Source organism: Mesorhizobium sp. ES1-3 (assembly GCF_020164795.1).
Taxonomy (GTDB): domain Bacteria; phylum Pseudomonadota; class Alphaproteobacteria; order Rhizobiales; family Rhizobiaceae; genus Mesorhizobium.
Genome location: NZ_JAIUGW010000029.1, coordinates 1 through 13,888, shown reverse-complemented (window position 1 = coordinate 13,888; position 13,888 = coordinate 1). Strand labels below are relative to the sequence as shown.

At 62.7% G+C, this 13,888-nt stretch carries 14 protein-coding genes; 2 read left to right on the top strand and 12 right to left on the bottom strand.

What is annotated here, in order from left to right:
• Window positions 1–55: 55 nt before the first annotated feature.
• From LB536_RS27205 to dusB, 5 genes are all read right to left on the bottom strand, one after another.
• Window positions 56–1,417, bottom strand: a complete 1,362-nt coding sequence (locus tag LB536_RS27205) for a sigma-54-dependent transcriptional regulator (RefSeq protein ID WP_140758649.1) — start codon at window positions 1,415–1,417, stop codon at window positions 56–58.
• On the bottom strand, window positions 1,407–3,737 hold the full coding sequence (locus tag LB536_RS27200; protein ID WP_411966597.1) for an ATP-binding protein: 2,331 nt from the start codon (window positions 3,735–3,737) through the stop codon (window positions 1,407–1,409). The genes LB536_RS27205 and LB536_RS27200 overlap by 11 nt, the downstream gene beginning before the upstream one ends.
• 85 nt (window positions 3,738–3,822) lie before the next feature.
• A complete protein-coding gene (gene ntrC, locus LB536_RS27195; protein WP_140758647.1) occupies window positions 3,823–5,283 on the bottom strand; it encodes a nitrogen regulation protein NR(I) in 1,461 nt (486 codons plus the stop codon).
• The gene (locus LB536_RS27190; RefSeq protein WP_224598014.1) at window positions 5,280–6,422 is read right to left on the bottom strand and encodes a two-component system sensor histidine kinase NtrB; all 1,143 of its coding nucleotides are present in this window, start codon (window positions 6,420–6,422) and stop codon (window positions 5,280–5,282) included. The genes ntrC and LB536_RS27190 overlap by 4 nt, the downstream gene beginning before the upstream one ends.
• Entirely contained in the window at window positions 6,419–7,447 is a 1,029-nt protein-coding gene (dusB, locus tag LB536_RS27185) for a tRNA dihydrouridine synthase DusB (protein WP_224598011.1), read from the bottom strand. Before dusB ends, LB536_RS27190 begins: the two co-directional genes overlap by 4 nt.
• 140 nt (window positions 7,448–7,587) lie before the next feature.
• On the opposite strand from dusB, the gene LB536_RS27180 reads away from it, so the two are divergent.
• Together LB536_RS27180 and LB536_RS27175 are read left to right on the top strand one after the other, a co-directional pair.
• Complete coding sequence (locus LB536_RS27180; protein ID WP_140758644.1) at window positions 7,588–8,817, top strand: bifunctional 2-C-methyl-D-erythritol 4-phosphate cytidylyltransferase/2-C-methyl-D-erythritol 2,4-cyclodiphosphate synthase; 1,230 nt, start codon at window positions 7,588–7,590, stop codon at window positions 8,815–8,817.
• Window positions 8,814–9,323 carry a CinA family protein gene (locus LB536_RS27175; RefSeq protein ID WP_224598009.1) on the top strand — a complete coding sequence of 170 codons (510 nt, stop codon included), beginning with the start codon at window positions 8,814–8,816 and terminating at the stop codon, window positions 9,321–9,323. Before LB536_RS27180 ends, LB536_RS27175 begins: the two co-directional genes overlap by 4 nt.
• Here the strand turns inward: LB536_RS27175 and LB536_RS27170 are convergent.
• From LB536_RS27170 to LB536_RS27140, 7 genes are all read right to left on the bottom strand, one after another.
• Entirely contained in the window at window positions 9,299–9,757 is a 459-nt protein-coding gene (locus tag LB536_RS27170; RefSeq protein WP_140758642.1) for a type II toxin-antitoxin system RatA family toxin, read from the bottom strand. The two genes, LB536_RS27175 and LB536_RS27170, sit on opposite strands and share 25 nt — an antisense overlap.
• 36 nt (window positions 9,758–9,793) lie before the next feature.
• Window positions 9,794–10,759 (bottom strand): lipoyl synthase, encoded by a 966-nt coding sequence (lipA, locus tag LB536_RS27165; RefSeq protein ID WP_140758641.1) that lies wholly within the window; start codon window positions 10,757–10,759, stop codon window positions 9,794–9,796.
• Between the two features lie 136 nt (window positions 10,760–10,895).
• On the bottom strand, window positions 10,896–11,153 hold the full coding sequence (locus tag LB536_RS27160; protein WP_140758640.1) for a GlsB/YeaQ/YmgE family stress response membrane protein: 258 nt from the start codon (window positions 11,151–11,153) through the stop codon (window positions 10,896–10,898).
• A gap of 99 nt (window positions 11,154–11,252) precedes the next feature.
• Window positions 11,253–12,701 carry a dihydrolipoyl dehydrogenase gene (gene lpdA, locus LB536_RS27155; protein WP_224598008.1) on the bottom strand — a complete coding sequence of 483 codons (1,449 nt, stop codon included), beginning with the start codon at window positions 12,699–12,701 and terminating at the stop codon, window positions 11,253–11,255.
• A 17-nt stretch (window positions 12,702–12,718) separates the two neighbouring features.
• Complete coding sequence (locus tag LB536_RS27150) at window positions 12,719–13,354, bottom strand: SGNH/GDSL hydrolase family protein (protein ID WP_140758638.1); 636 nt, start codon at window positions 13,352–13,354, stop codon at window positions 12,719–12,721.
• 4 nt (window positions 13,355–13,358) lie between these two features.
• Window positions 13,359–13,772, bottom strand: coding sequence for a hypothetical protein (locus LB536_RS27145; RefSeq protein ID WP_140758637.1), 414 nt, complete (start codon window positions 13,770–13,772; stop codon window positions 13,359–13,361).
• Between the two features lie 14 nt (window positions 13,773–13,786).
• Window positions 13,787–13,888: 2-oxo acid dehydrogenase subunit E2 (locus LB536_RS27140; protein WP_224595185.1), on the bottom strand; the 102-nt coding region annotated here is incomplete at its 5' end.

The following is a 13,888-nucleotide window of genomic DNA, read 5'->3' as shown; positions in this document are numbered from 1 at the left end:
CCGCCGCCGTAACCGGCAAATGCTTGGCCCAGGCGCGGCCGATGGACGCCGCGCGTCAGACGCCCAGCGACTTCAGCTTGCGATGCAAAGCGGAGCGCTCCATGCCGATGAACTCGGCCGTCTTCGAGATGTTGCCGCCGAACCGGTTGATCTGGGCGATCAGATAGTCCTTTTCGAACTGTTCGCGTGCCTCGCGCAGCGGAAGCGCCATGATGTGCTGGTCCGACTGGTTGGGCGTGCGCGGCATGACATCGCCGATTTCGGACGGCAGCAGATCCGCGGTGATCGGCGCGTCGACATCCTCGCCGCGCGCCAGGATCATCAGCCGCTCGACGTTGTTGCGGAGCTGACGCACGTTGCCCGGCCAGTTGTGCGCCTGCAGCACGGCCAGCGCATCGTCGCCGATGCGGCGCGGCTTGATGCCGGCTTGGCGGGCGATCTGCTTCATGAAATTGTCGACGAGATAGGGAATGTCCTCGCGCCGTTCGGCCAGCCCTGGCACCATGACCGGAACCACGGCGAGCCGATGGTAAAGATCCTCGCGGAATCGCCCGTCGGCGATCATCGCCTCCAGGTTCTGCGAGGTCGAGGAAATGATGCGGACATCGACCTTGACCCGCTTTGTACCGCCCACCCGCTCGAACTGCTGTTCGACCAGCACGCGCAAAATCTTGTTCTGCGTTTCGCGCGGCATGTCGGCCACTTCGTCGATGTAGAGAATACCGCGATGGGCTTCCTCCAGCGCTCCCACCTTGCGTTCGACTCCGTTCGATTCGGTGCCGAACAGTTCGATCTCCATGCGTTCGGGCGTGATGTTGGCGGCGCTCAGCGTCACGAACGGCGCGCCCTTGCGGGCCGAAAGCGTATGGATGGCGCGCGCTGCCAGCTCCTTGCCCGAACCGGAGGGCCCAACGATCATCACGCGGCTGTTGGTCGGCGCGACACGCTCGATGGTCTGGCGCAACTGGCTCATCGCCGACGACATGCCGATCAGGTCGAAGGTCTCGCCGCTACGCAGCTTGAGATCGGAAACCTCGCGGCGCAATTTCGAGGTCTCGAGCGCACGTTCGGCGATGAGGATCAGCCTGTCGGCCTTGAACGGCTTCTCGATGAAGTCATAAGCGCCGCGACGGATGGCGGAAACCGCGGTTTCGATGTTGCCGTGGCCTGAAATCATCACCACGGGCAGGTTCGGGTGCATGGTCTTGATCTCGTCGAGCAACGCCAACCCGTCCAGGCGCGAACCTTGCAGCCAGATGTCCAGGAAGATCAGCCTCGGCGCTCGATCGGCGATGGCCGCCAGGGCGCTGTCGGCATCGAATGCCGTACGGGTTTCGTGACCCTCGTCACTCAGGATGCCCGCGACGAGTTCACGGATGTCTTCCTCGTCATCGACGATGAGAATATCAGACGCCATTACCGACCTTTTCAGTTTCTCTTTCGTGGTCCGCCCTGCTTTCGCCCCGCGGCAGCGTGCTGGCCGCGGGCGGCAGGATGATGCTGATCATCGCGCCGCGCCCGCCATGGAAGTCCGCAGGCGCGTCATGGAGTTCCAGCCTGCCGCCATGGTCCTCCACGATCTTTTTGACGATAGCGAGACCAAGCCCGGTGCCCTTTTCACGTGTGGTCATATAAGGCTCCAGCAACCGCTGGCGATTTTCGCGCGGCAGGCCTTTGCCATTGTCGATGACGTCGATGCGAATCGCGCCATTCTGGCGCCCGGCTTGAATCCGGATTATGCCGTGCGAACCGTCGTTCTGTTCCAGCCCGTCGATCGCCTCGGCGGCATTCTTGATCACGTTGCCGAAGGCCTGGGCCATCAACCGGCTGTCGAAAGTGCCCTTGAGCGGCTCATTGCCGAATATCCGCTCGAAGGTGATGTCGGCACGGCTGACTTCGACCAGGAAGGAAGCCTCGCGCAGCGATTCGCGCAGGTCGATGGCCTTCATCTCGGGCTTTGGCATGCGCGCAAAGGCCGAGAACTCGTCGACCATGCGGCCGATATCCTCCACCTGCCGGATGATCGTGTCGGTACATTGGTCGAAAACTTCGCGGTCCTCGGTGATGACCTTGCCGTAGCGGCGCTTGATACGCTCGGCGGAAAGTTGGATCGGCGTCAGTGGATTCTTGATCTCGTGGGCGATGCGCCGCGCCACGTCGGCCCAGGCGGACGAACGCTGGGCCTGAACCAGGTCGGTAATGTCATCCACCGTCACGACGTAGGACTTTTCCTCGGAGCCGTCGTCGCCGGCCTCGATGGTGACCTGCACATTGAAGGTCCGCTCGGCACCGGCGCGATAGAAGGTCACCTGCTCGCGATAGACCGGCTTGCCGGACTTACGGCCGATCTCGAAGACCCGGCCGACATGAGGCAGGATCGCGGAAAGGTTCTGCCCGAGTGCCGCGCTGGCGGAAATGGCCAGCATCGATTCGGCGGAGCGGTTGACGATAGTGATGATGCCGTAGGGGTCGACGCCGATGACGCCGGCGGTGACACCGGCAAGCACGGCTTCCGAAAAACGCCGCCTCTCGTCGATCAGGTCCTTCGCCGACAGGATCTCGTTGCGCTGTGATTTGAGCTCCAGCAGCATCTTGTTGAACGTATCGCCGAGCGAGGCGACATCGCCATCGGATGGCCGCACCGGCACCGCGACGTCGAGATTGCCGGTCGCGACTTCATCGGCAGCGCCGATCAGCTGACGGATTGGTCGCACCAGTCGGTCGGCAACGGCTATGCCGGTCCAGATTGCCGACAGGATGATGATCAGGGTCAGCGACAGATAGGGCAGCGCAAATGCCACTTGCGAAGTGCGCCTGTTGTCCTCGAGATTGCGATACTCGTCGGTGTTGGACCTGACGATCTGCCGCGCCTTGATCACCTCTGGGTCGACCAGACGGATGGTGTAGAGATAGAGACCCTCGATCTCGCGCAACTTGACGATGGCGCCCATGATGTTGCGCGTGCGCGGCTCGATCAGCACCGGCTTACCGTCGGTGGCGGTGGCAACCGCTCCTTCCGGCGGTTCCGGCATGGCGAAATCGGCATCGGTCTTGGCGCTCATGACGAAGGAGCCGTCGGGCTTGATCAGCGCGGCGTGCGCCAGCGAGCGGCCCACGGCTTCCTTGTTCATGAGGTCGAGAAAGCCGGTGCGATCGAGGCCGTACAGCGTGCGGGAGGCATCGAGATCGTAGGCCATCGACAACGTCGTGCCCTGCAGGTTACGGGCGTTTTCCTGGACATAGGCGTCGGCGATCGACAACGAAGAATTGACGATCGTCTTGGTGCGAATCTCGAACCAGCGATCAAGGCCGATATCGAGCGTGATCGAGGCGATGATCGCCACCATGATGGCGGGAATGGCGGCAACCAGCGCGAACATGGCAACGATGCGCACATGCAGCCGGGAAGCCGCCTTGCCGTGGCGGCGGGCCATGACGATGCGATGCACCTCGCGCCCGACCAGCGCGATGAGAACGAGCACGAAGGCGGCGTTGAGAGCGATCAGCGCCCACGTCGCCTTGGCGTCCGGCGCGATCGGTGTCGCACCGACCAGGATCGCGAACGAGATAGCCGCCATGATCAGGGCGCCGACGACCGCGATCACGCCCGGCAGCGCCAGCAGCCGGCGTCCGTCGCGCGCGCCTGGTTCGCTGAAAAGCGGTTGGTTGGGTACAGGTGTCTGCGGAGCCATGTCGCCGTGTAGAGCCAATGATTGCGTCCGATCTATGCAACGCATTGTGGCGATTATGCAACAAGTGTGACAGCGACGGGACTCTTTCCCCGTTCGGTCCCCTTAAAAAGATCGTGTGCCCGGCGCCGGCTCAGGCCTGGCGGGACGACTTATAGACGTTGACGCCCAACTCGCGAATCTTCTTGCGCAAGGTGTTGCGGTTGAGGCCCAAAAGCTCCGCGGCCTTGATCTGGTTGCCGCGGGTTGCCGTCATCGAAGCCAGCACCAACGGGTATTCGACTTCGGATAGAATACGTTCGTAGAGGCCAGCGGGCGGCAATTCGCCTGCAAAGGAGGCGAAATAGCGCTGCAGGAAGTGCTCCACCGCCTGGCCGATGGAAAGATCGTCGGGAATGAGGTTGCCGGCGCCTGGCACCACCGGGCGTTCCCCTGTCTTGAGCTCCGCCTCGATGATCTCAGCGGAAATCTCGTCCTGCGAATAAAGCGCGGCGAGCCTGCGAACGAGGTTTTCCAGCTCGCGCACATTGCCTGGCCATGGATAGCGCTTCATCAATTCGATGCCGCCGGAAGAGATACGCTTGGTCTGCAGCCCCTCCATCTCGCCAAGCTTGAAGAAATGGCGCACCAGATCTGGCACGTCCTCGGAGCGCTCGCGCAGCGCCGGCAACCTGAGCGGTACGACGTTGAGACGGTAGAAAAGGTCCTCGCGGAAAAGACCCTGGTTGATCAGCGTGCGCAGGTCCTTGTTGGTGGCAGCGACGATGCGCACATCGGTCTTAATCGGCGTACGGCCGCCAACCGTCGTGTACTCGCCCTGCTGCAGGACGCGCAGCAGGCGCGTCTGCGCCTCCATCGGCATGTCGCCGATCTCGTCGAGGAACAGCGTGCCGCCCTCTGCCTGCTCGAAGCGGCCGGTCGAGCGGTTCTGCGCGCCGGTGAAGGCGCCCTTCTCGTGGCCGAACAATTCCGATTCGATCAGGTCGCGCGGGATCGCCGCCATGTTGATGGCAACGAACGGACCGCCACGACGGCGTCCATATTCATGCAGCGCGCGCGCCACCAGTTCCTTGCCAGTGCCCGATTCGCCCGAGATCATGACCGTCAGGTCGGTTTGCATCATGCGCGCCAGCATACGGTAGATGTCCTGCATGGCCGCCGAACGGCCGACCAGCGGCATCGTTTCGGGCTGCTCTTCCTGCCGGGCATCGATCTTGGGCCGCCGGGGCTCGGACAGCGCTCGGTTGACGATGTTGAGGAGTTCGGTGAGGTCGAAAGGCTTCGGCAGATATTCGTAGGCGCCGGTTTCGGAAGCGCGGATCGCCGTCATGAACGTATTCTGGGCGCTCATGACGATGACGGGCAGTTCCGGCCGCGCCTTCTTGATGCGCGGCAGCATGTCGAAAGCGTTCTCGTCCGGCATCACGACGTCGGTGATGACGAGGTCACCCTCGCCGGCGGCCACCCAGCGCCACAGCGTCGAGGCGTTGGAGGTCACGCGCACCTCGTGACCGACACGCGACAGCGCCTGATTGAGTACGGTGCGGATCGCCGCGTCGTCGTCGGCGACGAGAATATTGCCGCGAACGGTCATTTGCGGTCTCCTTCGCCGTCTTGATCGGCGCCCAGCGCCGTTTCCTTCCAGGCCGGCATCAGGACCCGGAACGTTGTCGCGCGCGGCGTCGAATCGCACTCGATGATGCCGCCATGCTCACCGACGATCTTGGCGACCAGCGCCAGCCCGAGACCCGAGCCGTTCGGCTTGGTGGTGATGAAGGGATCGAATAGGATCGGCAGGATATCTTCCGAGACGCCGGAACCATTGTCGCGCACGCAGAACTCCAGCGGCAGCGATACACGATCCTGCGTGCCCGGGACCGAAACCCGAATACCGGGCCGGAAGGCGGTGGACAGCATGATTTCGCCCTGCGGATCGCTGCCGATTGCCTCGGCGGCGTTCTTGATCAGGTTGAGGAACACCTGGATCAGTTGGTCGCGGTTCGCGAATACTGGAGGCAATGATGGATCATAATCCTCCAATATCTTGATTTTCTTCGCGAAACCGTTCTTTGCGATTGCCTTCACGTGATCGAGCACGACGTGGATGTTGACGGGATAGCGATCGATCGGCCGCTCGTCGGAAAACACCTCCATACGATCGACCAGCGACACGATACGGTCCGTTTCGTCGGTGATCAGCCGCGTCAGCGCGCGATCCTCATCGGAGGCGGACAGTTCGAGCAGTTGGGCCGCCCCCCTGATGCCGGAAAGCGGGTTCTTGATCTCATGCGCCAGCATCGCCGCCAGGCCGGTCACCGAGCGCGCCGCGCCGCGATGCGTCATCTGCCGGTCGATCTTGTCGGCCATCGACCGCTCCTGAAACATGACCACGACGGAGCCCGGAAACTCCGGCACCGGCGCGACATAGAGATCGACGACCTTCTCGATGCCGAGGCGGGGCGACGAGACGTCGACGCGATACTCGTTGACGGGCGCGCGGCGCTCGCGCACCTGGTCGACCAGCGTCAGCAACGGGCTGCCGAAGGGTATGAGCTTGGACAGGGTGTTGCGCGCCAGCATGGTCGCGCTGGAGCGAAAGAAATCCTCAGCATCGGCGTTGGCGAAGGTGATGAAGCCTTCCTCGCTGATCATGATCACCGGGCGGCGGATCGTATTCAGTACGATCTGGGCGGCATCCGCCATTTCAACGCTCTGGCTAGCGGTGGCGGTCATGCGGCACTCCGCAGGTTCATGGTTTGCGGATCGCGCGAAAACACATCGCGCAGTAAGGCGATGACACGGGCTGGTTCGAACGCGGTCATTATCGCCTTTCTACTGTCGCCAGCGACGCCCCCGGCATGTCGATCGAGATACCAGCCCAGATGCTTGCGGGCCTGGCGCAGGCCGCTCTCGGTGCCGTAAAGCGCCAGCATGTCCTCGTAATGGGCAACGACATAGTCGGCGAGTGCTTGCGGGGTCTCGGGAATGCCGGGCGAAAATGCCCCGGCGGCAGCCGCAGCGATGTTGCCGGCGACCCACGGCGCGCCATAGTGGGCGCGGCCGACCATCACTGCGTCGGCGCCGGACTGTTCGAGAATGACCGAGGCTTCAGCTGGGGAGCAGACATCGCCATTGGCGACGACCGGGATGGATACGGCCTCCTTGACGCGAGCGATGGCGCGCCAATCCGCCTTGCCTTGGTAGAACTGGCAGCGTGTGCGGCCATGGACCGTGACCATCTTGACGCCCGCCTGCTCGGCACGGCGCGCCAGGACGGGAGCGTTGAGTGCCGCCTCGTCCCAACCCAGCCGCATCTTGACCGTGACCGGCACCTTGACCGCGCCGACCACGGCCTCGATCAGCGAGAGCGCGTGGTCGAGGTCCAGCATCAATGCCGAACCGGCATAGCCACCGGTGACCTTCTTGGCCGGGCAGCCCATGTTGATGTCGATGATGTCGGCGCCCTCGCCGGCGGCGATCCGTGCGCCTTCGGCCATATGGATCGCCTCGCGGCCGGCAAGCTGCACCATATGGACGGGCAGGCCGGAATGACGTATGCGCAGGTCGCAGCCGGCCCTGCCCTTGGCGAGTTCGCCGCTGGCCACCATTTCGGACACGACTAGGCCGGCGCCATGCGCATGGGCGCGCTGCCTGAACGCCTCGTCGGTAATCCCAGACATCGGCGCGAGGAAGACGCGGTTGCGGATTCTCACACCGCCGACGTCGAGAGGCGCGGCCAATCTGATCAAGTTAACCATGCACAAAAACCAAGCATGTCCATTCGCTGCACATTCTCTAGCCAGATCGAGAGAAATGTGCAACGCGGAATGACGCCACATTAAGGCGCAATTGGGAAAATGCTGGCCTTCGGCCTTGGCCGCGACTAGGACCAGACTGAATGATTGGCGCAACTGAAAATCAGGCTTCGGATCCGGGTGGCAAAGTCGCGGTGGTTATCGTCGCGGCCGGCCGCGGCGCGCGCGCCGGACAGGCCGATGGCCCGAAGCAATATCAACGAATTGCCGGCCGCGCCGTCATCGCTCGTGTCATCGATATTTTTCTGGCGCACCCGCTCATCGGCCGGATCGTCGTGGCCATTCATGCCGAGGACCAGGAGCTTTTTCGGCAGGCGGTGGGCACCGATGCCGATCGGGTGACGGCAATCGCCGGTGGCGCGACTAGGCAGGATTCGGTTCGGCTCGGGCTGCACGCGTTAAGAAGCTACGCGCCGGACAAGGTCCTCATCCACGACGCCGCGCGCCCTTTTGTCGACATGGATCTCATCGACCGCACCATCGCGGCCATCGGCGAGCGTGAAGGCGCGCTTCCCGCCCTGCCCGTTGCCGACACGCTGAAACGCGAATCGGCCAGCGGCATGGTTGGCGAAACAGTCCCCAGAAACGGGCTGCACGCGGCGCAAACGCCGCAAGGCTTTCCCTTCCTCGCGATCATGACGATGCATGAAGAAGCCTATAACCGAGGCAAAACCGACTTTACCGACGACGCGTCGATTGCCGAATGGATGCAAATGCCGGTGAAGCTCGTTCCCGGCTCGCCGGACAATATCAAACTCACATGGGCACGGGACATCGCCATGGCGCACCAGCGACTTTCCAGCGAGCGGGCACACTTCCCCGATATCCGCACCGGCAACGGCTATGACGTCCATGCCTTCGAGCCGGGAGACCATGTCACGCTCTGCGGCGTCGCCATTCCGCACGACAGGAAATTGTCGGGCCATTCCGACGCCGATGTCGGCCTGCACGCCCTGACCGACGCGCTGCTAGCGACCTGCGGGGCCGGCGACATCGGCACGCACTTCCCGCCGTCCGATCCGCAGTGGAAAGGCGCTGCGTCGCGGATATTCGTCGAACATGCGGCAAGACTGGTGCGGGAGCGCGGCGGGCGCATCGCCAATGCCGACATCACGCTGATCTGCGAGGCACCGCGTGTCGGCCCGCACCGCGAGGCGATGACGGCGGTTCTTTCCCTGATGCTGGGCATTTCCGCCGACCGAATCTCGATCAAGGCGACAACCAACGAGAAGCTCGGCTTCGTCGGCCGCGAGGAAGGCATTGCGGCGATCGCCACCGCCAGCGTGGTGTTTCCCGGCGAGGTTCCGGAATGACCGACAGCGGCCCGGCAATCGCCCTGCTCGAGGCCTGCCGCGAGCGCGGCATCATGCTGGCGACCGCCGAAAGCTGCACCGGCGGCATGATCATCGCCGCGCTGACCGACATCGCCGGTTCTTCGGCCGTGGTCGATCGCGGCTTCATCACCTATTCCAATGAAGCTAAGATGGACATGCTCGGCGTGCGAAGAACCACGCTCGACGCGCATGGCGCGGTTTCCCGCGAGACAGCCATCGAGATGGCAAAGGGCGCGCTCACCCGTTCACGCGCCGGGCTGACCCTGGCCGTTACCGGCATTGCCGGTCCAGGTGGCGGTTCTGCGGAAAAGCCTGTCGGCCTGGTCTGGTTCGGCGTTGCGGTGAACGGCCAGCCCGTGACGGCCGAATACAAGCTGTTTGCCGACAATGGCCGTGACTTCATCCGCCGGGAAACGGTCGACCATGCGCTCAAGCTCGGCTTGCAGACGCTTGGCGAGAGTCAGGCCGCCGGTGTCTTGCCGTAGATGACGTCGGCGCGCTTTTCGAAAGCCTCGGCGAACATTCGGAAGGCACGGTCGAACATCGTGCCCATCAGCGCGCCCAAGATGCGGCTCTTGAATTCGTAGTCGATGAAGAAGCGCACGACACAGCCGGCACCGTCTGGCTCGAAACGCCAGACATTGCTCAGATATTTGAACGGGCCATCGATGTATTTCACATCGATGGCGTTCTCGTCGGGCTTCAGCAGCACCTGCGTGGTGAAGGTCTCGCGGATCGCCTTGTAGCCAATGCTCATGTCGGCGACGAGGATGGTGCGTCCGTCACGCTCCTTGCGCGAGCGGACCGTCAGCGCTTCGCAAAGCGGCAGGAATTGCGGATAAGTCTCGATGTCGGCGACCAGCGCGAACATTTGCTCAGGCGTATGGGCAACGTGGCGGGTGGCTTCGAATTTCGGCATGAACCCGGCTCTAGAGCGCGTCGCGTCGAAGACGCATCAGAGCGATTTCGCGAGCTGCGCTTCGCGCGCCGCGCGCAGCCTGGCGAAATCGTCGCCGGCGTGATGCGACGAGCGCGTCAGCGGGCTAGACGCCACCAGCAGGAAGCCCTTGGTCTTGCCGATCGTCTCGAAGGACTTGAACTCCTCGGGCGTGACGAAGCGGATCACCGGATGGTGCTTTTTCGATGGCTGCAGGTATTGGCCGATGGTCATGAAGTCGACATTGGCCGAGCGCAGATCATCCATCAACTGCAGGATTTCGTTCCGCTCTTCGCCCAGACCCACCATGATGCCGGACTTGGTGAAGATCGACGGATCAAGTTCCTTGACCCGCTGCAGCAGCCGGATCGAGTGGAAATAGCGGGCGCCCGGCCGGACCTTCAGATAATTCGACGGCACGGTTTCGAGATTGTGGTTGAAGACGTCGGGCCTGGCCGCCACGACGATCTCCAGCGCGCCGTCCTTGCGCAGGAAATCCGGCGTCAGGATTTCGATCGTCGTCAGAGGCGTTGCCGCCCGAATCTCACGGATGACATCGGCGAAGTGCTGCGCGCCGCCATCGGCGAGATCGTCGCGGTCGACTGAGGTGATGACGACATGTGTAAGGCCCATCTGCTTGACGGCATGCGCGACGCGGGCCGGTTCATCGGGATCGAGTGCGGTCGGAATGCCGGTGGCGACATTGCAGAAGGCGCATGCGCGCGTGCAGATCTCGCCCATTATCATGAAGGTGGCGTGCTTCTTTTCCCAGCACTCACCGATGTTCGGGCAACCGGCCTCTTCGCACACGGTCACCAGCTTGTGGGATTTGACGATCTCGCGCGTCTCGGCATAGCCCTTCGAGACCGGCGCCTTGACGCGGATCCAGTCCGGCTTGCGCAACACCTCCTGGTCGGGCTTGTGCGCTTTCTCGGGGTGCCGCAGCCGCGGCGCGTTGGCGATCGTGTCGAGGACAGTGACCATCTGAACCCTGGCTTTTTCTCGCGACCGCCGTCGGCGATCGTCACTTTCACGTCATCTAGGACATTTCAGCTCAAAGAAAAAGGCTGCAGCGGCGCATGCCGCCACAACCGTTTTCGCATAGCCGGAGCGATATCGACTAGCGGCGCACCAGACGACCGACCCAGATCAACAGGCAGGCACCGATGAAGCCGGTGATCAGATAGGCGGTCCAGCCGACGCCGAACACGCCGATGTTGAGCGCCTGCAGGATGGCGTTCAGCACCACAGCGCCAAGGATCCCCATGATAATGTTCATGAATATGCCGGTGTTGCTCTTCATGACCATTTCGGCCAACCAGCCTGCCAGGCCGCCGATGATGATGGCTGCGATCCAGCCCACGCCGTTCAAGTGCATATGCCTTCTCCTTGCGCCAGTAAAAATGCATCCGGAAACGAACCGCCTCGCCGTCGCGACCATGCGGCTTTCGAAGCTGAGTCTCCCGCGGCGAATCTATCATGCGTTCAAGACGCGGCCATAGGCGTCGAGCACGCTTTCCTTCATCATCTCCGACAGCGTCGGGTGCGGGAAAATCGTGTGCATCAGCTCTTCCTCGGTCGTTTCGAGGTTCATCGCCACGACAAAGCCCTGGATCAATTCGGTGACTTCGGCGCCGACCATGTGCGCGCCGAGCAACTGACCGGTCTTCTTGTCGAAGATGGTCTTGATGAAGCCCTGGTCTTCGCCAAGCGCGATGGCCTTGCCGTTGGCCGCGAACTGGAAGCGGCCGACGCGAATATCCCAGCCTTCGGCCTTGGCCTTGGCTTCCGTCAAGCCAACCGAGGCGACCTGTGGATTGCAGTAGGTGCAACCGGGGATCTTGAGCTTGTCGATGGCGTGAACACCGGGGAAGTTCGCAATCTTCTCGACGCACACGACGCCCTCATGCTCGGCCTTGTGGGCAAGCATCGGCGGGCCGGCGACATCGCCGATGGCGTAAATGCCAGGCACATTGGTCTTGCCGTAACCATCGACGACAACGCAGCCACGGTCCGTCTTCACGCCGAGCGCCTCAAGGCCGAGATTCTCGATATTGCCCTGGACGCCGACGGCCGAAATCATGCGGTCGGCTGATATCTTCTCGACCTTGCCGTCCTTCATCTCGACATGCGCGGTGACCGAGTTCGCCCCCTTCTCGACCTTGGTCACCTTGGCCTCGAGGATGATCTTCATGCCTTGCTTCTCGAACTGCTTTTGCGCGAATTTCGAGACTTCGGCATCCTCGACAGGCATCACAGCCGGCAGCAGCTCGACCACGGTCACGTCGGCGCCCATTGTGCGGTAGAAGGAGGCGAATTCGATACCGATTGCGCCCGAGCCCATTACCAGCAGAGATTTCGGCATCTCCTTGGGCACCATGGCCTCGAAATAGGTCCAGATCAGCTTGCCATCCGGCTCGATGCCGGGCAGCGCGCGCGGCCGCGCGCCAGTCGCCAGGATGATGTGCTTGGCGGTGTAGGTGCCCTCGCCCTTGATGCCCTTCGGCACCGGCGGCTGCGGCTCCATCGGCTTCTTGGCCGTCTTGGAGACCACGATCTCGCCGGGCTTCGACAACTTGGCCTCGCCCCAGATGACATCGACCTTGTTCTTCTTCATCAGGAAGGCGACGCCGCCATTGAGCCTGAGCGACACTTTTCGCGACCGATCGACGACGGCCGCGGTATCGGCACTGATCTTGCCGCCGTCGAGCTTCAGGCCATAATCCTTCAGGTGATCCGAATAGTGCATGATCTCGGCCGAGCGCAGCAGCGCCTTGGTCGGAATGCAGCCCCAGTTCAGGCAGATGCCGCCCAGATGCTCGCGCTCGACGATGGCCGTCTTGAAGCCGAGCTGGGCGGAACGCACCGCAGTGACATAGCCGCCGGGACCGGAGCCGATGATGATGACGTCGTAGTTCTCAGCCACGGGTTTTTCTCCTTCAATCACAATTCCAGCAAGACGCGCACGACCGACGTCAGCGCCTTGCCGATGTTTCGCGTGTTTTCGGCGTCGAGGTGGACACCGTCGAGAGGTGTTGTTTGCGCCACCGTGCCAGCGTCGAAGAAGCCGCAACCGACTTCGTCGGCGAGTGCTGCGTATTGCGGTGCAAGCTGCTTCGAGGCGTCATCCCCGCCGGCGAACATCTCCTTGAAGTCGGCATTTTCGGTGCGACTGACAAGAGGCGGCGAAACGATCAGAATCCGCGGCGCCGGCCAGTCGAACGGATAATCGTGGCCACGCACGATGTCGATCAGCCGCTGGATACCTTGCTTGGCCGCAACCGGGTTGCCATGGATCCACGGCTTCATGTCGTTGGCGCCGAGCATGATGACGATCAGGTCGATCGGCGCATGCGTCGTCAGCACCGTCGGCAGCAGCCGTGCACCGTTGCGGTCGGCCCCGGCCAGATGATCGTCGAAGGCGGTGGTGCGGCCGTTGAGGCCGTCGGCGATAACCTGAACGCGTTCGCCAAGGCCAGCTTGCAGCACGCTTGGCCAGCGATCCTCGAGCGCATGACGCCCGCCTTCGGCATTGTAGCCCCATGTCAAGGAGTCGCCGTAACAAAGAACCGTTTTCATCCGTTCAACCTGCTTTTGTGTCGGCCACACCGCGCTTCACGCGCCAGCGCACGAACAACCAATGGATGATGATCGTCACCAGGCCCGGCAGACCAAGACCGGCAACCACCGGCATGTCTCTCCTGACCACTGCGGCGCTGCTGTCGCTGTAGAGGATCAGCGCGACCAAGAGGAGAAGCAGCGCCACAAATACAATCAGCGTCCACTTTCCCGCCGTCGCCACGGCCGCGACCGGATCGTTCGTCAATTGCGCGACGAAGAAGACGAAGGTGACGACAAAAGTCACCAGCACCGAGAACATGAAGACGATGATGTATTCTTCCTCGGCGCCGGTGGCGACGGCCAACCATTGCGCGATCAGCCCGCCGGCCAACCCGGAAATGAGAAAGGCAAAAAGGCTGGTGAAGAATATCCGCACAGCCTTTTCCTTTCCTACACCAGCATGCCCATCGGGTTCTCGATCAGCTTCTTGAAGGCGACCAGCAGTTCGGCCCCCAGCGCACCGTCGACGGCGCGATGATCGGTCGACAGCGT